The sequence below is a fragment of the Micromonospora vulcania genome, from assembly GCF_042658605.1.
GTDB lineage: Bacteria > Actinomycetota > Actinomycetes > Mycobacteriales > Micromonosporaceae > Micromonospora > Micromonospora vulcania.
The window spans coordinates 223,176-243,946 of record NZ_JBHSQS010000002.1; the positions used below are offsets into that span (position 1 = coordinate 223,176).

16 protein-coding genes and 1 pseudogene are annotated in these 20,771 nt (G+C 73.1%); 5 read left to right on the forward strand and 12 right to left on the reverse strand.

Going from position 1 to position 20,771, the window contains the following annotated elements; genetic code table 11:
- Positions 1-73 precede the first annotated feature (73 nt).
- Entirely contained in the window at positions 74-244 is a 171-nt protein-coding gene (locus ACFQGL_RS03645) for a hypothetical protein (RefSeq protein ID WP_377505256.1), read from the forward strand.
- On the forward strand, positions 241-3,273 hold the full coding sequence (locus ACFQGL_RS03650) for a helix-turn-helix transcriptional regulator (RefSeq protein ID WP_377505259.1): 3,033 nt from the start codon (positions 241-243) through the stop codon (positions 3,271-3,273). Before ACFQGL_RS03645 ends, ACFQGL_RS03650 begins: the two co-directional genes overlap by 4 nt.
- Before the next feature lie 18 nt (positions 3,274-3,291).
- On the opposite strand, the gene ACFQGL_RS03655 is transcribed toward ACFQGL_RS03650, so the two are convergent.
- Entirely contained in the window at positions 3,292-4,908 is a 1,617-nt protein-coding gene (locus ACFQGL_RS03655) for a hypothetical protein (RefSeq protein ID WP_377505262.1), read from the reverse strand.
- A gap of 121 nt (positions 4,909-5,029) precedes the next feature.
- On the reverse strand, positions 5,030-6,052 hold the full coding sequence (gene lipA, locus ACFQGL_RS03660; RefSeq protein ID WP_377505265.1) for a lipoyl synthase: 1,023 nt from the start codon (positions 6,050-6,052) through the stop codon (positions 5,030-5,032).
- A 437-nt stretch (positions 6,053-6,489) separates the two neighbouring features.
- On the opposite strand from lipA, the gene aspS reads away from it, so the two are divergent.
- Positions 6,490-7,776 carry an aspartate--tRNA(Asn) ligase gene (gene aspS, locus ACFQGL_RS03665; RefSeq protein ID WP_377505268.1) on the forward strand — a complete coding sequence of 429 codons (1,287 nt, stop codon included), beginning with the start codon at positions 6,490-6,492 and terminating at the stop codon, positions 7,774-7,776.
- Between the two features lie 22 nt (positions 7,777-7,798).
- On the opposite strand, the gene lipB is transcribed toward aspS, so the two are convergent.
- Positions 7,799-8,440: a lipoyl(octanoyl) transferase LipB gene (gene lipB, locus ACFQGL_RS03670; protein WP_377505271.1), complete on the reverse strand. Its 642-nt coding sequence runs from the start codon at positions 8,438-8,440 to the stop codon at positions 7,799-7,801.
- Between the two features lie 74 nt (positions 8,441-8,514).
- Entirely contained in the window at positions 8,515-10,341 is a 1,827-nt protein-coding gene (locus tag ACFQGL_RS03675) for a DUF6311 domain-containing protein (RefSeq protein ID WP_377505274.1), read from the reverse strand.
- A 223-nt stretch (positions 10,342-10,564) separates the two neighbouring features.
- Between ACFQGL_RS03675 and ACFQGL_RS03680 the strand changes: the two genes are divergently transcribed.
- The gene (locus ACFQGL_RS03680) at positions 10,565-11,779 is read left to right on the forward strand and encodes an extracellular catalytic domain type 1 short-chain-length polyhydroxyalkanoate depolymerase (RefSeq protein ID WP_377505277.1); all 1,215 of its coding nucleotides are present in this window, start codon (positions 10,565-10,567) and stop codon (positions 11,777-11,779) included.
- 118 nt (positions 11,780-11,897) lie between these two features.
- Here ACFQGL_RS03680 and ACFQGL_RS03685 read toward each other — a convergent pair whose 3' ends face one another.
- The 6 genes and pseudogenes from ACFQGL_RS03685 to ACFQGL_RS03710 form a co-directional block, all read right to left on the reverse strand.
- Positions 11,898-12,797, reverse strand: a complete 900-nt coding sequence (locus ACFQGL_RS03685) for a TIGR01777 family oxidoreductase (RefSeq protein ID WP_377505280.1) — start codon at positions 12,795-12,797, stop codon at positions 11,898-11,900.
- Positions 12,798-12,899: 102 nt separating this feature from the next.
- A pseudogene (locus tag ACFQGL_RS03690) lies at positions 12,900-13,121 on the reverse strand (aldo/keto reductase); the annotation flags it as partial.
- Positions 13,122-13,243: 122 nt separating this feature from the next.
- A complete protein-coding gene (locus ACFQGL_RS03695) occupies positions 13,244-14,167 on the reverse strand; it encodes a TIGR03621 family F420-dependent LLM class oxidoreductase (protein ID WP_377505283.1) in 924 nt (307 codons plus the stop codon).
- Positions 14,168-14,239: 72 nt separating this feature from the next.
- Positions 14,240-14,749: a hemerythrin domain-containing protein gene (locus ACFQGL_RS03700; RefSeq protein ID WP_377505286.1), complete on the reverse strand. Its 510-nt coding sequence runs from the start codon at positions 14,747-14,749 to the stop codon at positions 14,240-14,242.
- Between the two features lie 91 nt (positions 14,750-14,840).
- Entirely contained in the window at positions 14,841-16,178 is a 1,338-nt protein-coding gene (locus ACFQGL_RS03705) for a low temperature requirement protein A (RefSeq protein ID WP_377505289.1), read from the reverse strand.
- A 45-nt stretch (positions 16,179-16,223) separates the two neighbouring features.
- The gene (locus tag ACFQGL_RS03710; RefSeq protein WP_377505292.1) at positions 16,224-16,736 is read right to left on the reverse strand and encodes an SbtR family transcriptional regulator; all 513 of its coding nucleotides are present in this window, start codon (positions 16,734-16,736) and stop codon (positions 16,224-16,226) included.
- On the opposite strand from ACFQGL_RS03710, the gene ACFQGL_RS03715 reads away from it, so the two are divergent.
- A complete protein-coding gene (locus ACFQGL_RS03715) occupies positions 16,632-17,354 on the forward strand; it encodes an SDR family NAD(P)-dependent oxidoreductase (protein ID WP_377505993.1) in 723 nt (240 codons plus the stop codon). The genes ACFQGL_RS03710 and ACFQGL_RS03715 overlap by 105 nt on opposite strands.
- 66 nt (positions 17,355-17,420) lie before the next feature.
- Here ACFQGL_RS03715 and sucB read toward each other — a convergent pair whose 3' ends face one another.
- Together sucB and lpdA are read right to left on the reverse strand one after the other, a co-directional pair.
- The gene (gene sucB, locus ACFQGL_RS03720; RefSeq protein ID WP_377505295.1) at positions 17,421-19,262 is read right to left on the reverse strand and encodes a 2-oxoglutarate dehydrogenase, E2 component, dihydrolipoamide succinyltransferase; all 1,842 of its coding nucleotides are present in this window, start codon (positions 19,260-19,262) and stop codon (positions 17,421-17,423) included.
- A 67-nt stretch (positions 19,263-19,329) separates the two neighbouring features.
- A complete protein-coding gene (lpdA, locus tag ACFQGL_RS03725; protein ID WP_377505298.1) occupies positions 19,330-20,760 on the reverse strand; it encodes a dihydrolipoyl dehydrogenase in 1,431 nt (476 codons plus the stop codon).
- Positions 20,761-20,771 lie beyond the last annotated feature (11 nt).

Consider the following 20,771-nt stretch of genomic DNA (forward strand, 5'->3'; position numbering starts at 1 on the left):
CCCATGCCCGGTTGGTGCCTTCGCGCGAAGAGTCAACGTCAGCAGATGACGACCACGCACGAAGGAGACCGACATGTTCGGCAACGACGCAGACTTCCTGCTCTCCCTGCACCGTAGCCACGCCGCCGAGCTGCGCGCCGAGGCGGCGGCGGACCGGCTCGCCCGGTCGCTGACCAGCCGCGTCAGCCGCAGTTGGCTGGGTCGGCGCCAGCAGGTCGCGCGCAGCGGCGAAGCCCGCCGGTGACCGCGACCGCCCTGCCCGCCGCACCGACCGCCCGCCCGGCCGGCGTGCCCGGCCCCGCCGCGACCACCCCGTCGCCCGGTCACCGCCCGATCGGCGGGACCGGCGGCGGGGTCGGCCGTGGCATGCTCGGTCCCGTGACCGTACGTGGTGCCAGCTCCGTCCTCATCGGCCGCCAGCGCGAGATCGCGGGGCTGCGGAGCGCGCTGACCCGGGCCCGGACCGGGGAGCCCAGCACCGTGCTGGTCGGCGGCGAGGCCGGGGTCGGCAAGACCCGGCTGCTGGAGGAGTTCGCCGGGCACGCCACCGAGGCCGGCGCGCGGGTGCTCGTCGGGCAGTGCCTGGAGCTCGGCGAGGCCGGCCTGCCGTTCGCCCCGTTCGCCGCCGCCCTGCGCGCGGTGCTGCGGGCCGACGGCGCCGAGGTCTTCGCCGGGTACGAGGCGGAGTTCGCCCGCCTGCTGCCGGAGCTGGGCCGGATGCCGGCGGCGCTGGCCGTCCCCACCGCCGCGCCGCTCACCGAGGCCCCGCGCGGATACCTGTTCGACCTGGTCGCCGAGCTGTTCCAGCGGCTCGCCGACGTTCAGCCGTTGGTGCTGGTGATCGAGGATCTGCACTGGGCCGACCGGTCCACCCGCGACCTCATCGGGTTCCTGGTCCGGGCCGCACGGCCGGGCCGGCTGCTGCTGGTCAGCACCTACCGCACCGACGAGTTGCAGCGCGGGCACCCACTGCGTCCGTTCCTCGCCGAGCTGGACCGGGCCCGGGGCGTGGAGCGGGTCGAGCTGGGCCGGCTGGACCGCGACGGCACCGCGGCGATCCTCGCCGACCTGCTCGGCGCCGAGCCGGCCGCCCGCGCCGTCGACGACGTGCACGACCGTACCCAGGGAAATCCGTTCTTCATCGAGGAGCTGGCCGCCGCCGGTGACCCGATCGGCTGCGCGAGCCTGCCCGAGACGCTGCGGGACCTGCTGCTCGCCCGGGTGGACCGGCTGCCCGACCCGACGCAGCGGGTGCTGCGGATCGCCGCGGCCGGTGGCACCCGCATCGCCCACCACCTGCTCGCCGAGGTGGCCGGGCTGCCCGAGGCGGAGCTGGAGGACGCGCTGCGCGCCGCCATCACCGCCCAGCTGGTGGTGGCCGACCCGGACGGCGACTACGAGTTTCGGCACGCGCTGGTCCGCGAGGCCGTACACGACGAGCTGCTGCCCGGCGAACACGCCCGGCTGCACGCCCGGTTCGCCGCCGCCGTCGAGGCCCAGCCGCACCTGGTCGCCGCCGGCCGGGCGCCGGCCGAGATCGCGCACCACTGGTACGCCGCGCACGACCATCCCCGGGCCCTGGTCACCGCCCGCACCGCGGCCTGCGCCGCCGCCGACCGGTACGCGTACGCCGAGCAGCGTCGGTTGTTGGAGCGGGTGCTGGAGTTGTGGGAGCTGGTGCCGGACGCCGCCGACCGGCTCGGCATGGATCACCTGGCGCTGCTGGAGCAGACCCTCGACGCGGCGATCACGGCCGGCGACTTCAGCCGGGCACTGACCCTGACCCGGGCCGGCCTGGCCGAGGTGGACGCCGACGCCGCGCCGCTGCGCGCCGCCCACCTGCTCGACCAGCGGGGTCGGCTGCTGGCGCTGCTCGGCAAGAGTGACGGTGCCGCCGAACTGGATCGGGCCTACCGACTGGCGGCCGGTGGGCCGGCCGGAATACGGCGGGTACGGCTGCTCGCCGACATCGCCGCCCACCTGGTCAAGATCGACCCCCAGCAGGCGGCACGGGTCGCCGCCGAGGCGAGCACCGACGCCGCCGCGCTCGGCGCGGAGCTGGCGTTGGTGCCCGCCCAGATCGCCCTGCTCTGTATCGAGCGGGACCTCGAGCAGGGCGTGGCCGAGTTGCAGCGGACCGAGTCCCGGGCCCGCGCGGCGGGGGACGTGCCGGCCCTGGTGCTCGCGCTGGTGTACCGGTCCGACGTGCTCTTCGAGCTGGGCCGGTACGCCGAGTCCGCCGAAGCCGCCGAGTCCGGTGTCGCCGAGGCGCGGCGGGTCGGGATCAGCCGCTCCACCGGCGCGTACCTGCTGTCGAACCGGGCCGAGGCGCTGCTCGCGTTGGGCCGGTGGGACGAGGCCGAGGCGGTGTGCGCGGAGGCCGCCCGGATCGACCTGTCCGGCGTGACCGGGCTGCACTGGCTCCAGTTGGGCGCCGGGCTGCGGCTGGCCCGCGCGCACCCGGCCGCCGACGAGCTGGTCGACCGTGCGCTGGCCTTCCTGAACCGGCCCTACCTGTGGCCGAACCACCGGCTGCCCCTGCACGAGCTGGCGATCGAGGCGGCGTTGGCCACCGACGACAAGATCGAGGCGGTCCGGGCGGCCCGCGTCGCGCTCGCCGACGACCGCCTGCCGCAGCTGCCCCGCGAGGGCTGGCCGGTGCTCAGCGCCGCCGCGCGTACCGCCGCCCGGGTGGGCGACCGGGAGCTGGCCGCCGCCGTCGCGGCGCTCGCCGCAGACCTGCCCGCCCGGCATCCGGGCGCGCGGGCGCACGCCGCCCAGGTCACCGCCCTGCTCGCGGCCGGCGACCAGGCTCTGCCGGCGTGGCGGGCCGCGGCGCGGGCGTGGCGGGCCGACGGGCAGCCGTACCCGCTGGGCCGGAGTCTGCTGGCGTTGGCCGAGGCGGCGGCCGCCGTCGGCGAGCGGGACGAGGTGTCCGCGGCGGTGGCCGAGGCCGCCGAGATCGCCGCCCGACTGGGTGCCGCAACGCTGGCCGAGGCGGCCGCCACCCTGGCGCGGCGGGTCGGCCTGCGCGGGGCGACCCAGGGCCGGCCGGGCGCGGATCTGCTCACCGCGCGGGAACGGGAGGTCCTGCTGCTGGTCGCGGAGGGGCACAGCAACAGTCAGATCGCCGAGCGGCTGTTCATCTCCCCGAAGACGGCCAGCGTGCACGTGTCCCGGATTATCGCCAAGCTGAACGTGACCAACCGTGTCGAGGCTGCGGCGCTGGCCCACCGCCTCGGCCTGCTCACCGAGCCGGCCGTACCCCGTTGACGGGCGCGCCTCGGCCGGTCAGGCACGCGGCCGGTAGATCCGCCAGCCGTCGAGGGTGACCAGGTCCATGCCGCCCGGTGCGGCGCGCATCCGTTCGTCGAGCCGGGCCGCCAGCGGCGAGCCGGCCGGAGCGACCCACGCCGGCGGCGCCGCCGAGCGTTGCACCGCCAGCCGGTACGCGGGGTAGCGGTCCAGGCCGGGGAGCAGTTCGTCGTCGACGACCGCACAGACCACGTCCTCGGCGCTGGCGAAGGTGAGGCGGTTGCAGGTCCAGTAGCCGGCGCGGACGTGCCGTACGCCGAGCTGCCGCAGGGTGGCCACCAGGTCGGCGTGCCGGGCCTCTTCGGCCCGGGTCGCCGGGGCGGTCTGCGCCGCCCGCCAGGTGGCGTGCGCCGTGCTGCCCAAGGTGGCGACGAGCAGCACCAGCGCGACCGACCCGAGCACCGTCCGCCTCGGCCCACGTCGATCGGTCGCCGGACGGAACAAACCGCGCCGGGCCACCGTCCACACCGGCCAGAGCAGCGCCGGCAGCGAGATGAGCAGGCAGGACAGGTAGCGGGAACTCTCCACCGGGGTGAGCCCGGCGGCGCTGCTCACGGTGTACGCGGCGAGGGTGGCCGCCGCCGCCAGCACGAGAGCCAGCCGCACGGCCCCCGCGACCCGCGTATCCGCCGGTGGAGCGGCCCTCGTCGGTGCGCGGAGGGAGCGCCAGGCGGTGACGGCGGCCACCGCCAGCAGCACCGGCAGGGCGAGCGCCCACCACAGTTGCCAGGTGGCGCACCGCCCCGGCCCGCAGAAGCCCAGACCCAGCGGCGGGCCGAGCACCAACCCGCCGTGCAGCCGATCCGCCCAGCCGGCGGAGGCGTCCGCCCCACCGGCGCTGAGCATCGCGTCCAGCGGAGCCTGACCGGCCACCAGGCTGTGCACCAGCATCGGCGCCGCGCCCACCAGGACGGTGACGCCGAGCAGCCCGCCGGCCGCTCCGCGCAGCTCCCGCCAGCGAAAACCGAGCAGCACCGCCCCGATCGCCGCGACGTACGGCAGCACCAGCGGGTCGACCCAGACCAGCAGGCCCGCCAGGAATCCCCACGCCGCCCAGCGGGCCAGCCGCCGACCCGGCCGGCCGGCGGCCAGGTCCACGGCGAGCAGGGCCAGCGCCACCCCGGCCGCGTTCATCTCGGGATAGCCGCCGCCGGCGATCAGTTGGTTCTTGACCACCCGGTCCGAGCCGAGGGCGAGCAGCGCCACCACCAGCAGCCCGAACCAGCGGTCCCCGGTCAACCGCAGCGTCAGCCGCCAGGTCAGCAGCAGGAACAGCGCGTACAGCGCCAGCACCGGCAGTCGCAGGCCGAGCAGTGACGGCCCGCCGGTCAGGGCGAAGACCGGTGCGGCCAGGTACGCCTCCAGCGTGCCCATGTACTGCTGGCCGTAGAACCAGATCGGGAAGTCCTGGCCCCGGGCGATGTGCAGCGCGGCCAGACCCATGGTGGCCTCGTCGCTGTTCGTCGGCGGCGCGTCCGAGAGCAGCAGGCCCAGCCGGTAGCCGACGCCCGCCACGACGGCGAGCACGGTGAGGACCCCGGGCAGCCAGGACCGCCGGGCGGGTGGCAGCGCACGCGGCGTAGATCCCGACACCCGTGCATAACGGACGTACCGCGATATTCGTCGCGTTGTCGCCGACGGGTGTCCAGCATGGGCGGCCGATCACGTCGCCTGCCGCCCGGGCCGGTGCCGGCGTGCACCGGCGGGCGGTGGGTCAGCCGGCGGTAGCCACCGGCGTGGCGGCGCGGGCGTCCAGGGCCTGCCGGTAGAGCCGGCCGGCGCGGTACGACGAGCGCACCAGCGGCCCGCTCATCACCCCGGCGAAGCCGATCTCCTCGGCCTCCTCGCGCAGCTCCACGAACTCCTCCGGCTTGACCCAGCGGGTCACCGGGTGGTGCCGGGGGGTGGGCCGCAGGTACTGCGTGATGGTGATCAGCTCGCAGCCGGCCTCGTGCAGGTCACGCAGCGCCTGCGACACCTCGGCCCGCTCCTCGCCCATGCCCAGGATGAGGTTGCTCTTGGTGACCAGACCGTCGGCGCGTGCCTGCCGGATCACGTCCAGCGAGCGGTCGTAACGGAACGCCGGCCGGATCCGCTTGAAGATCCGCGGCACGGTCTCCACGTTGTGCGCCAGCACCTCCGGGCGGGAGCCGAAGACCTCGGCCAGTTGCTCGGGGACTGCGTTGAAGTCCGGGATCAGCAGTTCGACTCCGCAGCCGGGCTGCAGGGCGTGGATCTGCCGGACGGTCTCGGCGTACAGCCAGGCGCCGCCGTCGGGCAGGTCGTCACGGGCGACGCCGGTGATGGTGGCGTACCGCAGGCCCATCGAGACCACCGACTCGGCGACCCGGCGCGGCTCGTCGGCGTCGAACTCGGCCGGCTTGCCGGTGTCGATCTGGCAGAAGTCGCAGCGCCGGGTGCACTGGTCGCCACCGATGAGGAAGGTGGCCTCGCGGTCTTCCCAGCACTCGTAGATGTTGGGGCAGCCGGCCTCCTGGCAGACGGTGTGCAGCCCCTCGCGCGAGACGAGCCCGCGCAGCTCGGTGTACTCCGGGCCCATCTTGGCCTTGACCTTGATCCACGGCGGTTTGCGCTCGATCGGCGTCTCGGCGTTGCGCGCCTCGATTCGCAGCAGGCGGCGCCCTTCAGGGGCTGCCGTCGCGGTGCGCGCTGCCTGGCCGGTCGTCGGCGCGGAGTGCTCGATCGTCACGAAAACGAGCCTACGCCCGACGGCCACCGTCTATGCGCGTCAGGCGACCGGCGTCACGCCCCAACTGTTGTGACGCCGGACACCGAACTGTCGAAAATGGGCGTCACACCGGCGGGGATCTGGTGCTACGGTCACCGCCAACAGCGACGACGGAGCCAAGTAGCGCACCGACCCGCCAGTGCAGAGAGCCGCCGGTGCTGAGAGGCGGTCTGGCGCCGGGGCGCGAAGACACTCCCGAGCTGCGGGAAGAACGGCGTGATGCAAGGAAGGGCACCTTCTTAACGCTTCCGGTATAGGAAGGGTCCCCTGCTAACGCCCAGTAGAGCCCGCCCGGCTGGCCCCGGTCATCAGGCGACGAACGAGGCTCCCGCTTCGGCGGGGGCGAAGGTGTGGTGGCACCGCGAGGTTCCCGCTCGCCCACACCTCCCTGGGGATCGCGTTGCGATGATCAAGGAGGTACCACCGTGCAACGCATCCTTTCCCACCACCTGCACCGCCATGTCGGCGAGACCGTTCGGGTCGCCGGCTGGGTGCACCGCCGCCGACTGCTCAAGTCGGTGGCCTTTCTGATCGTGCGTGACGCCGCCGGCCTGACCCAGGTCGTCCTCACCGACCCGGCCGCCCGCGCCCAGCTGGAGAAACTTCCCGAGGAGACCGTCGTCGAGGTCACCGCCACGGTGGTCGAGAACGAGACGGCGGCCGCCGGGGTCGAGCTGACCGACCCGACGGTACGACCACTCGGCCCACCCGCCGTTCCGCCACCGTTCGACCTGTACCGGCCGGCGCTCACCGCGAGCCTGCCCACCCAGCTCGACAACGCGCCGACCGCGCTGCGGCACCCGACCCGCTCGGCGGCGCTGCGGATCTCGGCGGCGGCGGTGGCCGGGTTCCGTACCGCCCTCGACGCCCGTGACTTCGTGGAGATCCACACGCCGAAGGTGGTCGGTTCGTCCACCGAGAGCGGGGCGAACGTGTTCGCGCTGGACTGGTTCGGTCGGCCCGCGTACCTGGCCCAGTCACCGCAGTTCTACAAGCAGCTGATGGTCGGTGTCTTCGAACGGGTCTACGAGGTGGGGCCGGTGTTCCGGGCCGAGCCGCACGACACCGTACGGCACCTCGCGCAGTACACCTCGCTCGACGCGGAGCTGGGTTTCGTCGCCGACCACTCCGACGTGATGCGTGTGCTGCGCGACGTCGTGGCCGGGATGCTGGCGACCGTCACGGACCGCGGCGGCGCGGCACTGGCCACCCTCGGCGTGACCGCGCCGCAGGTGCCGGCCGAGATACCGGCGGTGCACTTCACCGACGCGCTGAAGATCGCCGGTGCGCCCGCCGACGAGCCGGACCTCGCCCCGGCGCACGAGCGGGCACTGGGCGAGTGGGCCCGCCGCGAACACGGGTCGGACTTCCTCTACGTCACCGGGTACCCGATGGCGAAGCGGCCGTTCTACACCCACCCGGACCCGGCCCGCCCGGCGTACTCCAACGGTTTTGACCTGCTCTTCCGTGGCCTGGAGCTGGTCACCGGTGGGCAGCGCCTGCACCGGTACGACGACTACCTGGCGGCGCTGGCCGCCCGGGGTGAGCCGGTCGAGCCGTACGCCGGGTACCTGGACGCGTTCCGGCACGGGATGCCACCGCACGGTGGCTTCGCCATCGGCCTGGAACGGTTCGTGGCCCGGCTGGTCGGTGCGGCCAACGTCCGGGAGGTCACCGCGTTCCCGCGGGACCTGCACCGCCTCACGCCGTAGCAGCGAGCCGCCGGCTGTGCGCTCAGACCTCGGTCAGAGTGGACAGCCGGCGCTCGACCACCGGCAGCACGTCGGCGACGCTGATCGGGCGGCCCAGCTCGGCGGTGAGCGAGGTGACGCCGGCGTCGCGGATGCCGCAAGGCACGATCCGGTCGAAGTACGTCAGGTCGCAGTCGCAGTTGATCGAGAAGCCGTGCAGGGTGACGCCCCGGGCCACCCGGATGCCGATGGCCGCCACCTTGCGGGCCGGGCCCCGGTCGTCCTCGGGCACCCAGACGCCGCTGCGCCCCTCGACCCGGCCGGCGGCCAACCCGAACTCGGCGCACACGTCGATCAGCAGCTCCTCCGTCCGGCGGACGTAGGCGACCACGTCCACCGGGTCGGGCAGTCGCAGGATCGGGTAGCCGACGAGCTGCCCCGGCCCGTGCCAGGTGATCTTGCCGCCGCGGTCCACGTCGACGACCGGGGTGCCGTCGGTCGGCCGGTCCCAGGGCTCGGTGCGCTTACCCGCGGTGTAGACGCTCGGGTGCTCCAGCAGCAGCACGGTGTCGCCGCGTTCGCCGGCCACCACCGACTCGTGCAGCCGGCGCTGCTCGTCCCAGGCGGCCTGGTAGTCGAGCAGGCCGGCACGGGCGGCCGTCAGGCCGGAGGTCGTCGTCGTCACGGCGTCCAGCCTAGTCCCGTGACCGGCGAAGTTCCCTGGTGAGCCGCCTCACCAGGGCCCCGACGCGGTGGTGGTCAGGCTGGCGGGACGCGCCAGATCCAGACGTCGTCGACCCGCTGCGGTTCGCCGAACAGGGCGGTGGCGGTACGCCGGACCGCCTCCTCGTCGACCTCGAACTTCGCGCCGTGCACCGCGTCGGCGAGCACCACCGTCTCGATTCGCCAGTGCCGCAGGTCGGACTGAACCTCACGGACGGTGCCGTCGGTGATGATCGGCACCAGCCCGGTGCGGCCGGCCTGGTCCATCAGCGCGCTCAGGGTGCGCGGCACCGGCCCGATCCGGCCGCGCCCGTCCGGGCCGCCGGGGCCGAGGAAGAAGCCGCCCGGGATGGCGAACTCGCCCTGCCGGTGCGACAGCGCGTACGCCTGCCAGCGCTGGCCGTCCGGGTAGATGTCCACGGTCAGTGGCACCGGGGTGAGCACCCCGCCCGGGGAGACGTACTGCTTCCAGGTGCCCGCCGTGATGAACCGCGGGATCGGCTCCCGCTCGTCGGTCAGCAGCGGGGTGGGCAGCAGCGGCAGCAGGGCCACCGCGAACCCGAGCGACCAGGCCAGCTCCGTGGAGCGGTGCCGGGGTGGGACGGCACGCAGGTGGTCAACGGTGTACGCCAGCAGCAGCCCGATGATCGGTGCGACCACCAGGGCCAGCCGGGCCGGCAGCGCGGCGTTCACCACCGGCAGCTGCCCGAGCAGGTCGAACGGCATCGGCAGGTCGGTACGCCGCCCGTCGACCTTCGCCACCGGGCCGAACGAGAGCACCGCGAAGATCACCGTAGTGGCGCCCAGCGCCCAGAGAGTGGCCCGCCGACCTGCGTCGGCCCACCGCCAGAGCGCGACGAAGCAGGCCACGGTGAGCAGCAGCAGTCCGACGCCGAAGAACGAGTTCTCCTCGGTCGGGTTCGGTGCCAGGGAGGTGCCGAGACCGGCCTCGCCGGCCAGCGAACGGCGCGGGTACGCGGCGAACGCGGCGATGTCCTCGGAATGGATCACCGGGTCGAAGCCGGTGCCGTGGTAGCGCTGCGGCCCGGCGAAGTGCAGCCACAGCGGGTACGCCAGCAGCACCCCGGCCACCACCGCGGTCACCCCGAGCCCGCGCAGGAAGGTGGGCAGCACGGCGCGGGCCTCGGCCCGGCGGGCCGGGTGCAGCGCCCAGACGGCCAGGAACACGCCGAGCGCGAGCGCGGTGAAGAACAGCCCCTCGGCGGCGATCGAGAAGGCCACCGCGACCAGGACGCCGAGGATCACCCCGTCGCGGAGCCAGTGCCCGGGCCGGCGCAGCGCGAACAGCCGCCACACCAGCAGCGGCACCAGCCAGCCGGCGGACCAGTTCAGGTGGGCGTTGGCGTGCGAGACCATGCCGGGGGAGTAGGCGATGAACAGGCCACCGACCCCGGCGGCCAGCCGGCTGCGGACCAGGTGCCGGGAGAGCAGCCAGTACCAGGCCAGTGCGGTGGCGAGCAGGTTCAGGGTGAGGATCACCAGGAATGTGGCCGGCGGACCGATCAGGTACGTGAGCGGGGCGAAGACCACCGCGTACACCGTGATCGAGGTGTTGACGGCGAGGTTGACGCCGTCCGGGACGTTGATCAGGTACGTGAAGAACGGGTTCTCCCCGTGCGTGACCGCGTGCCCCCCGAAGGCCAGCAGCCACTCGAAGAGCGCCTGGTCGCTGGAGTTGACCGTGATCGTGCGTACGTTCGGGTCCCGCCACAGCCCGCTGGTCACCCAGACGGCCAGCGCGAGCGCCACCAGAACGACGATCAGGTCGGCCCGGCGGGCCCGGGCGGCGCGCGGCGGTGACGCGGGTGCGGGCCCGGTGGCCAGCGACGGGGAGGACGGCACGCAGCGGACGTTACCAACCGGACCTGGACGGACCGGTCAGACCTGCAAGGAGGGGACCCCTGCTATCGCCTGAGGTAGAGCAAGGGGCCCTTCCTAACGTCGCTTACACAACGAGCATCACGAATGTGTGAGTGTGCCCCATGTCATAGCGGCGACACATCGACGTAACGTCGCGGCAATTCGACCGTGACTCAGTTCACAGTTCGCCCGTCAGGAGGCCGCCGTGCGCCGCTCCTCATCCACTCTCACCCGACTGATCGGTGCGGTCGCCGGGCTCGCCCTCGCCGTCGTCGGCGCGGTCACCCTCGTCGCCGCACCCGCCCAGGCCGCCACCCTGACCCAGGTCACCGGGTTCGGCTCCAACCCGGGCAACCTCGCCATGTACGCCTACCGCCCGGACGGCCTGCCCGCCAACGCCCCCGCGGTGGTGCTGCTGCACGGGTGCACCCAGAACGCCTCCGGCTACTTCGCCAACTCCGGCTGGCAGAAGTACGCCGACCAGTGGAAGTTCGCCCTGATCGTTCCGCAGCAGTCCTCCGGCAACAACGCCAACGCCTGCTTCAACTGGTTCGAGACCGGGGACACCGCCCGGGGGCAGGGCGAGGCGCTGTCGATCAAGCAGATGGTCGACCACGCCAAAGCGAACTTCGGGGTGAACGGCTCCCGGGTCTTCGTCAGCGGCCTCTCCGGAGGCGGGGCGATGAGTTCGGTCATGCTCGCCACCTACCCGGACGTCTTCGCCGCCGGGTCGATCATCGCGGGCATCCCGTACCGCTGCGCCACCAGCATGGTCAACGCGTTCAGCTGCATGAACCCTGGCTCGGACAAGACCCCGGCGGCCTGGGGCGACCTGGTCCGCGGCGCGTACTCCGGCTACACCGGCCCGCGGCCCCGGGTGGCCATCTGGCACGGCACCTCGGACACGACGGTCGCCCCGATCAACGCCGTCGAGTCCCGCGACCAGTGGACCAACGTGCTCGGTGTCTCGCAGACCCCGACCAGCACCTCGTCGCTGCCCGCCGGCACCAGCCTGGAGGTGTACGGCAACGACGCGGTACGGCTCTACCGGGTCTCCGGAATGGGCCACGGCACCCCGGTCGACCCGGGCTCCGGCGCCGAGCAGTGCGGCAACGTCGCCGCGTACTTCCTGGACACCATCTGCTCGACGTACCGTGACGCGGTCTTCTTCGGCCTGGGCGGCGGCGGGACCAACCCGACCCCGACCCCGACGGCGACCCCCACCCCCACGCCGACCCCCACCACGCCGCCGACCTGCGTGACCGCCAGCAACTACGCGCACGTCGCGGCCGGCCGGGCCTACCAGTCCGGTGGGTACGCCTACGCGAACGGCTCCAACCAGCGCATGGGCCTCTACAACACCTTCTACACCACGGCCCTGAAGCAAACCGCCCCCAACTACTGGGTGATCGGCTGCTGACCCTGCGCCCTGCCACCCCCTCGCCTCGCTGCTCGCGCTGTTGATCAAGAGGTTTGCGTCAGATTCCGGCTCCCGGATGACGCGAACCTCTTGATCAACGAGGGCGGGTGGGGGCAGGTCAGGCAGCGAGGGCGGCTTGGAGGGCTGCGGGGAGGGTTGGGTGGTGGTGGGTGAAGCCGGCCCGGGTCAGGGCTGTGGGCAGGACTCTGGTGCTCGTCAGGGCCTCGTGGGCGAAGCCGCCGAGGGCCACCTTGAGGGCCAGCGCCGGGATCGGCATGATCGCCGGGCGGTGCATCTGCCGGGCGAGTTCCCGGGTGAACTCCGCGTTGGTCGACGATTCGGGACCCACCACGTTGACCGGTCCGGCGATGTCGTCCCGGTCGAGGAGGAAGAGCACGGCGCGCAGCCAGTCGGCCATCGAGATCCAAGGCCACCACTGCCGGCCGCCGCCCAGCGGGCCGGAGATGCCCAGCCGCATCGGCAGCAGTTGCGGCTTGAGCATCCCGCCGTCGCGGTGCAGCGGAAGGCCGATGCGCAGCCGTACCACGCGTACCCCGGCGTCCTCGGCCGGCCGGGTGGCGGCCTCCCACACCCGGCAGACGTCGGCCAGGAAGCCCTCGCCGGCCGGCGCGTCCTCCTCCACCGTCCGGTCGCCGGTGTTGCCGTACCAGCCGACGGCCGAGGAGTTCAGCAGCGCCCGGGGCCGGTCGGCCTCCGGTAGCCCGGCGATGGCCGTCGCCAGCGTGCCGGTGCTGTCCACCCGGCTGGTGCGGATCAGCCGCCGGTAGCCCTCGTTCCACCGCCTGTCGCCGACGCCCGCGCCGGCCAGGTTGACCACCGCGTCCGACCCGGCGATCGCGGCCGGGTCGAGCTGCCCGGCGGCCGGATCCCACTGCCGCTCCCGCTGGTCGCGCGGCGGCCGACGGACCAAACGGGTGACCTGGTGCCCGTCGGCAGCGAGCCGCTCGACCAGCCGGGTGCCGAGGAAGCCGGACGCGCCGGCCAAAAGGATGCGCATACCCCCATCTTCGTCCAGAGCGCCGCCGTTGGATGCGCCGGACGGGTTCGGTCAAGCCGCGTGGGTCGGCCGTAGATCGGTCAGCAAGCGCTCCACCTCGGCGTACGCCCCGGCCGCCGCGAACGCCTCCGCCGAGGCCGGGTCGTCGGTGCTCCAGCCGTACGCGCGGATCTTGCTCTGGCCGACCAGGTCCTCCAGGGTGCCGACCAGGTCGAGCGCGGCGGGCACCGGCAGTTCGTTGATGTGCAGTTGGTAGAGGTCGACGTGGTCGGTGCCGAGGCGGCGCAGCGAGTCCTCCAGGCTGCGGACCGCGAACGCCGGGCGTTGCTGCAACGGCACGCGACGCAGGTCGAGGAGCAGATGCGCCTGCTCCAACGCCAGTACGACCACCTCCGGGAGAAGATCCGCTTCTACGAGCGGCTGCCCGGCCAGCGGTCGCGGGACGTTCAGGAGATGGCGGCCAGCCGGGGAAGCAACGGGGCGAGCGGGTCCAGCGCGTCGGCCCGGACCACGTAGCGGGTGACGCCCCAGCGGCGCCGGTGTGCGGCGACCGAGGTGACGATCTCGTCCTCGGTGCCGATCAGCACGAACGGGGTGGCCAGCACCTCGTCGACGGTCAGGCCGGTCTGCTGGGCGGTCCGCGCGGCGACGGCCTCGGCGTCGTCGGTCACCACGACCTGCTGCACCAGCGCCTCCAGCGCCGGCTGATCGTCCCGCCCGGCCGCGCCGGCCGCGACCTCGGCCAGCTGCCGCTCGATCTCCGTCGCCCGCCAGCGCACGTCGTGGTCATGGCCGTCAGCGAGGGTACGGCCGAAGCCGGTGAGCCCCACCACGTCGGCGTACGCCCCGGCCCAGCGCAGCAGCTCGGTGTTCGCCGTACCCACGGTCAACGGGATCCGGGGCCGCACCGGACGGGGCCGGTCCAGTCGAGCGCCGTGCACCGTCAGATCGGCCGAGTCGACGGTGACCTCCTCGCCGTCCAGCAGCGCTCGGACGGCCTCGGCCACCGCGATGCAGCGGCGTACCCGGCCGGCGACGTCCGGGCGTTCGCGCCCCACCGCCCGCCACTCGGCCGGCGTGTGACCAGCCCCGATGCCGAACCGGGCGCGTCCGTCGGAGATCAGGTCGAGGGTGGCCACGTCGGCGGCGAGCAGCGCGGGCTCGCGGACGCCGGCGTTGGAGACGTACGAGCCCAGGCCGAGGGTCGAGGTGACCGACGCGGCGGCGGCCAGCGCGACGAACGGCGTGGGCCGCGCCCCCGGGTGGTCGCCGACCAGCAGCGCGTCGTAGCCGGCGGACTCGGCCCGCTGGGCCAGTTCGCGCCAGCTGGCCGCGTCGGAGGGGCTTGCCTGGATCGAGAAGGTGATCACGCGTCCACCCTGCCTCGGGAAGAACCGACCGGCCAGTGCGGGCCGGCCGGTTCTGCCAAGGGGAGAAAACCGTCAGCGGGCGGGCCGGGGCGGTGCGGTCAGGCCGAGTAGTTCCTCGGCCGTACCGGATCGGCCGGCGAGCGCGTTCAGCGCGGTGACCAGCCGCTTCTCCTCGTACCGGAAGTGCGACTCGAGCAGCGCGGCCAGCCCGTCCAGCTCGCCGCGCAGCTGGGCCGTCGGCGCCGGTGTGGCACCACCGAGCAGTTCCTCGATCCGGGCCAGGATTCCCGCCACCACCTCGTGGTCGGTGATCAGGTTGGCCAGGACCGGGCGCAGCTCGGGGACCTGCTCGGCCAGTAGCCGGAACGCGCCGTCGTCCTCACCGGTGTGGTGGCGGCCGAGCGCGGTGCAGAAGGTCAGGCAGTGGGCCCGCAGGTCCCGGGTCGGACGGGCGTCGCCGGGGGTGACGCCGTCCAGGCTCGCCCGCAGGCGGGCCAACTCCGCGCTGAGCCAGAGGTGGATCTCGATCATCTGATTGCCGACGGCGGCGAGCCGGTCGGCCGGTGGATCGGTTGGGTGCACGTTGATCCCATGCTGTCCCCGCGCCTCCATGCCCACGGCGGCCTTCGTGCCGGGTGCACCGCGACGCTGGCCCGCAGCCTACCCGGGCGGGTCAGGGTGTGGTCGGCTCGTCGGGTTCCCGGAGGTCGTGCCACCGGGCCCGCCAGGCGGCCTCGTGGGCCTCGTGCTCGGTCCGCTCCTCGAAGACCGCTGCCCGCAGCGCGTGCCGGGAACCCGACATCACCAGCACCTCGACGGCCACCAGCCCGACGCAGATCGCGGTCACCAGGGCGAGCGCGCCCAGCGCCGGCAACTGCTGCCCGACCGGCAGGGCCACCGCCAGCACCACCAGCACGCCGATCCGGGTCCAACTGACGGTGTGCAGGGTGCGGAGCTGAAACAGCAGGTTGACGGCGAAATAGCAGATCACCCCGCCGAAGAACATCGGCACGGCCGGTCCCTCGACCCGCTGGGCAGCTCCGCCGGCCGGGTCGGTGATCTGGTGCACGATCTCCTCACTGCCGATGGCGAAGAGGATCACCCCGGCGATCATCGGCAGATAGAGGTACGCGTACGCGTCGCGGGCCATCGCCACCCGGGGGCCGCCCTCGGCCGAGTGCAGGGCGATCCGGGCGGCCGGCCCGATGAAGTCGAAGTGCGCCCACCACAGGGCGGCCGTGAACACGATGCCGAGGGTCGCGGCGGCCACCGCCGGCCAGGTGACCGGCTTGCCGAGCAGGTTGCCGCCCACGCCCACGGAGATCACCGACTCACCCAGCGCGATGATCAGGATCAGGTCGTAGCGCTCGGTCCAGTGCTCGGCGCTGGTGACCCCCCAGCCCCAGGTGCCGACGATGAAGCCGGTGGCGTACTGGACCAGCACCACGGCGATCCACAGGCAGTCGCGGACCAGTGCCGCCCGGCCCGGGTTGTCGATCATCGGCGGGACCAGCGCGGCGGCCAGCAGCAGCACGATGCTGGCCAGCAGTTCGGGGGCGAACCGGCGCAGCTGCCGGCGCTCCTGAGGGCTGTCCCGTACCACGTGTTGATAGAGGACCGCGTGGACGCCACGGACCACGACGTAGCTGGTGGCCACCAGCATCGGGCCCGCGGCGCCGGCCTGCGGGTCGCTGAACGCCTGCGGCAGCGCCAGGGCGAACGCGAACAGGGCGGCCATCGCGATCACCATGAGCACCGGGACATAGCCCTCGCCGAGCCGGATCCGGGTGGCGACGAGGCTGTGCACCACCCAGCACCACCAGAGCACGGCGAGCACCAGGCCGGCGTGCAGCAGTTGCCGGCCGGAGATGTTCGCGGCGGTCGCGCGGGTGATGATGAAGAACGAGAAGACGAAGACGAGGTCGAAGAAGACCTCGAACTTGTCCACCCGGGCACCGGGGGCGATCGGAACGGCCGGACCCAGTTGTCCACGCCGCCGGTAGCCGCCCACGGTCCCACTCTGGCAGCGTCCGGCCTGGCCGGAGGGCGGAACGGGTCAGCCTGTGGCGTGCTGCCGCAGGCCGTCCATCAGCAGGTCGAGCAGCCGGTCGGCCTGCGCACGCTCGCTGGCGGCCAGGGAGATCCCGCTCAGGCTGGCCAGAACGTCGCCGGCCTCGACGTCGGCCCGGACGGTGCCGGCCGTGTCGCCCGCCGCCAGCAGTTGGCCGAGCGCCGCCAGCATCCGGTCGCGGCTCTGCGCGAACGGGTTGGCGCCGGAGGCGATCACCAGGCGCAACGCGTCGGCCATGCCCCGCTTGGTGGCGAGGTAGTCGATGAAACGGGACATCCGGCGCCTTAACGCCTGATCCGGCGGCAACCGGTCGAGCAGCTCGGCCGCGGCGTCGCAGAGCTTGCCCAACTTGCCGTACGTGACACCGCCGCCGGGCAGCGCGCCGCCGACGACATCACCGCCACCACCGGCAACGACCGGATCCTGGTCGCACCGCTGGACCTCGCCGACCAGGGCTCGGTCGCCGACTTCGTGGCCAACTGGGACGGGCCGCTGCACATCCTGGTCGACAACGCCGGCGTCATGGCCTCGCCGGAGATGCGGACCCCGCAGGGCTGGGAGATGCAGTTCGCGACCAACCACCTGGGGCACTTCGCCCTCGCCACCGGCCTGCGACCGGCACTCGCCGCCGCCGACGGGGCCCGGATCGTCTCGGTCAGCTCCGCCGCCCACCTGCGCTCGTCGGTGCAGTTCGACGACATCCAGTTCGAGCGCCGGGAGTACGACCCGTGGCAGGCGTACGGGCAGTCCAAGACGGCCAACGCGCTCTTCGCCGTGGAGGCGAGCCGCCGCTGGGCCGACGACGGCATCCTGGCCAACGCGCTGATGCCCGGCGCGATCCGGACCAACCTCCAGCGCTACGTCTCCGACGAGGAACTCGACCGGATGCGCGCGGGCAACGCGGCAGCCTGGAAGACCGTCGAGCAGGGCGCCGCCACCTCGGTGCTGGTCGCCGCGTCACCACTGCTCGACGGTGTCGGGGGGCGCTACTTCGAGGACAGTCAGGAGGCTGGCCTGGCCAAGCCCGGTGACCGACGCGGCGTCGCGCCGTACGCGCTGGACCCGGAGGCCGCCGAGCGGCTCTGGCAGGTCTCGACCGCCCTGCTGAAGGGCTGAGACCCGTCGAACGCCAAGGGGCGCCCCGGTCGACGACCGGGGCGCCCCTTCGCGCTTGGCGCGGGATCAGGCCAGACCCAGCTCCGACTCGAAGTTGCCGGCCTCCAGCCGCTCCTTGACCGCGGACAGGAAGCGGGCCGCGTCGGCGCCGTCGATCAGCCGGTGGTCGTAGGACATGGCCAGGTAGACCATCGACCGGATCGCGACGACCTCGCCCAGCTCCGGGTCGTTCACCACGACCGGCCGCTTCACCACGGCACCCGTGCCGAGCATCGCCGACTGCGGCGACGGCACGATCGGGGTGTCGAAGAGCGCGCCCCGGCTGCCCGTGTTGGTCAGCGTGAACGTCGCACCGGCCAGCTCGTCCGGGCTGACCTTGTTGGTCCTGGTCCGCTCGGCCAGGTCGGCGACCCGCTTGGCGATGCCCCCGAGGTTGAGGTCACCAGCGCTGTGGATGACCGGCACCAGCAGGCCCCGCTCGGTGTCCACGGCGATGCCGAGGTGCTCCGCCTCCGGGTAGGTGATCGTCCCACCCTCGAGGTCCAACCGGGCGTTGACGATCGGGTACGTCTGCAGCGCCTCGACGGCCGCGAGGGCGAAGAACGGCAGGAAGGACAGCTTGACGCCGTGCCGCTGCACGAAGGAGTCCTTCGCCTGCGCCCGCAGCTTGGCGATCCGGGTGACGTCCACCTCGACCACCGTGGTGAGCTGCGCCATCTCGTGCAGCGACTCCTGCATCCGGGTGGCGATGGCCTTGCGGATGCGCGGCAGCTTCTCGGTGGTGCCCCGCTTGCCGCTCGGCTGCGGCTTCGCGGCCGGCTTGGCCGCCGGGGCCGCGGCGGCGGTCGGCTGCGGCGCGGCGGGGGCAGCCTTGGCCGCCTTCGCCTTCTCGGCCGCCTCCAGCACGTCCTGCTTGCGGATCCGGCCACCCACACCGGTGCCGTTGAGCGAGGACAGGTTGACGCCGTGCTCGCTGGCCAGCTTGCGGACCAGCGGGGTGACGTAACCGGCGGCCTCCTCGCCACCGGCCTGAGCCGGGGCGGTCGGGCGCTGCGGTGCCGGGGTCGACGTGGCGGGCTGCGCGGCCTGCTCGGTCTTCGCCGGCTGCGCCGAGGACTCGGTCTCCGCGGCCGGCTCGTTGTACGAGACGCCCGGGGTCGGCTCCTCGACCTTCGGCTCCGGCTTCGGCGCGGCCTTCGGGGCGGCCGGGGCCGCCGCCTTCGGCGCGGGCGTCGGCTCGGGCTTCGCGGCAGCCGGAGCGGCGCCGGCGGTACCGATGATCGCCAGGTCGGCGCCGACGGCGGCGGTCTCGTCCTCGGCGACCTTGATCTCCAGCACGGTGCCGGCGACCGGCGACGGGATCTCCGTGTCGACCTTGTCGGTGGACACCTCCAGCAGCGGCTCGTCCACCTCGATGGTCTCGCCGACCTGCTTGAGCCAGCGGGTGACCGTACCCTCGGTGACGCTCTCACCCAGGGCCGGCATCTTCACCGCGGTGCCCTCGCCCGACGACGCGGCGGCCGGAGCCGGCGCCTCGGCCGGTGCCTCGTCCTGCGCCACCTCGTCGGCGGTGCCCTCGGCGGCGGCCGTCGGCTCAGTGACCGGCTCGGCCGCGGCCGGGGCCTGCTGCTGCTCCTGCGGGGCGGCCTCGCCGCCACCGGTCGACTCGCCCTCACCGGCGATGACGGCCAGCTCGCTGCCGACCTCGGCGGTCTCGTCCTCGCCGACCACGATCCGGCTCAGCACGCCCGCCGCGGGCGACGGGATCTCGGTGTCGACCTTGTCGGTCGAGACCTCGAGCAGGGGCTCGTCGACCTCGACCGTGTCGCCCTCCTGCTTGAGCCAGCGCGTGACGGTGCCCTCGGTGACGCTCTCGCCGAGCCGGGGCATGGTGACCGATACCGGCATTTTCTCCAGACTCCTTCATTCCCCTTGGGGGATCTTCGCCCGTCGCCGGACGCCGCGGTTGGTGTGATCAGGCGTGCGCGTGCAGCGGCTTGCCGGCGAGGGCCAGGTGCGCCTCGCCCAGGGCCTCGTTCTGGGTCGGGTGAGCGTGCACGAGCTGGGCGACCTCGGCCGGGTAGGCCTCCCAGTTGTAGATGAGCTGCGCCTCACCGACCAGCTCACCCACCCGGGCGCCGACCATGTGCACGCCGACCACCGGGCCGTCGTCCACCCGGACCAGCTTCACGAAGCCGGTGGTCTTGAGGATCTGGCTCTTGCCGTTGCCACCGAGGTTGTAGTTGTACGTCTTGACCTTGTCGGCCCCGTACTGCTCCTTGGCCTTCGCCTCGGTCAGACCGACCGACGCCAGCTCCGGGTCGGAGTAGGTGACGCGCGGGATGCCGACCTCGTCGATCACGGCCGGGTTCTGCCCGGCGATCTCCTCGGCGACGAAGATGCCCTGCTGGAAGCCACGGTGCGCGAGCTGGAGGCCGGGCACGATGTCGCCGACCGCGTAGACGTTCGGCACGCTGGTACGCAGCCGCTCGTCGGTCAGCACGTAGCCGCGGTCCATCTTGACGCCCTGCTCCTCGTACCCGAGGTTGGCGGTGGTCGGACCGCGGCCGACGGCGACCAGCAGTAGCTCGGCCTCGACGGTCTCGCCGCCCTGGATGGTCAGCTTGACGCCGCTCTCGGTCTTCTCGACCTTCTCGAACGGCTTGCCGACCTTGAAGTTGATCTTCCGCTTGCGGAACGCCCGCTCCAGCGCCTTGGACGACTCCTCGTCCTCGGCGGCGACCAGCCGGGGCAGCGCCTCGACGATCGTCACGTCCACGCCGAAGGACTTCCACACGCTGGCGAACTCGACGCCGATCACGCCGCCGCCGAGCACGATCACCGACGACGGCACCCGGTCCAGGGTGAGCGCGTGGTCACTGGTGATGATCCGCTCGCCGTCGACCTCCAGGCCGGGCAGGCTCTTGGCGTACGAGCCGGAGGCCAGGATGACGTTGCGGCCGGTGTAGCGCTTGCCGTCCACCTCGACCACGTTCGGGCCGACCAGCTTGCCGGCACCGGACACGACGGTGATGTTCTTCGAGCCGCCCACCAGGCCCTGCAGGCCCTTGTAGAGGCGGGAGATCACCCCGTCCTTGTACGAGTTGACCCCGGCCATGTCGATCCCGACCAGCTCGGCCTTGATGCCGAACTGCTCGGACTCGCGGGTCTGGTCGGCGATCTCCGCCGCGTGCAGGAGGGCCTTCGTCGGGATGCAGCCGTTGTGCAGGCAGGTCCCGCCGAGCTTGCCCTTCTCGATCAACGCGACCGAGAGGTCCAGCTGGGCGGCACGCAGCGCCGCCGCGTAGCCGCCGCTGCCACCTCCGAGGATGACGATGTCGAAGGTTGCGTCGTTCGGCTCGCTCACGTCCAACTCCCAGGTCGCGTCACTGCTTCGGGGGGTCACGGAGGGGTAAC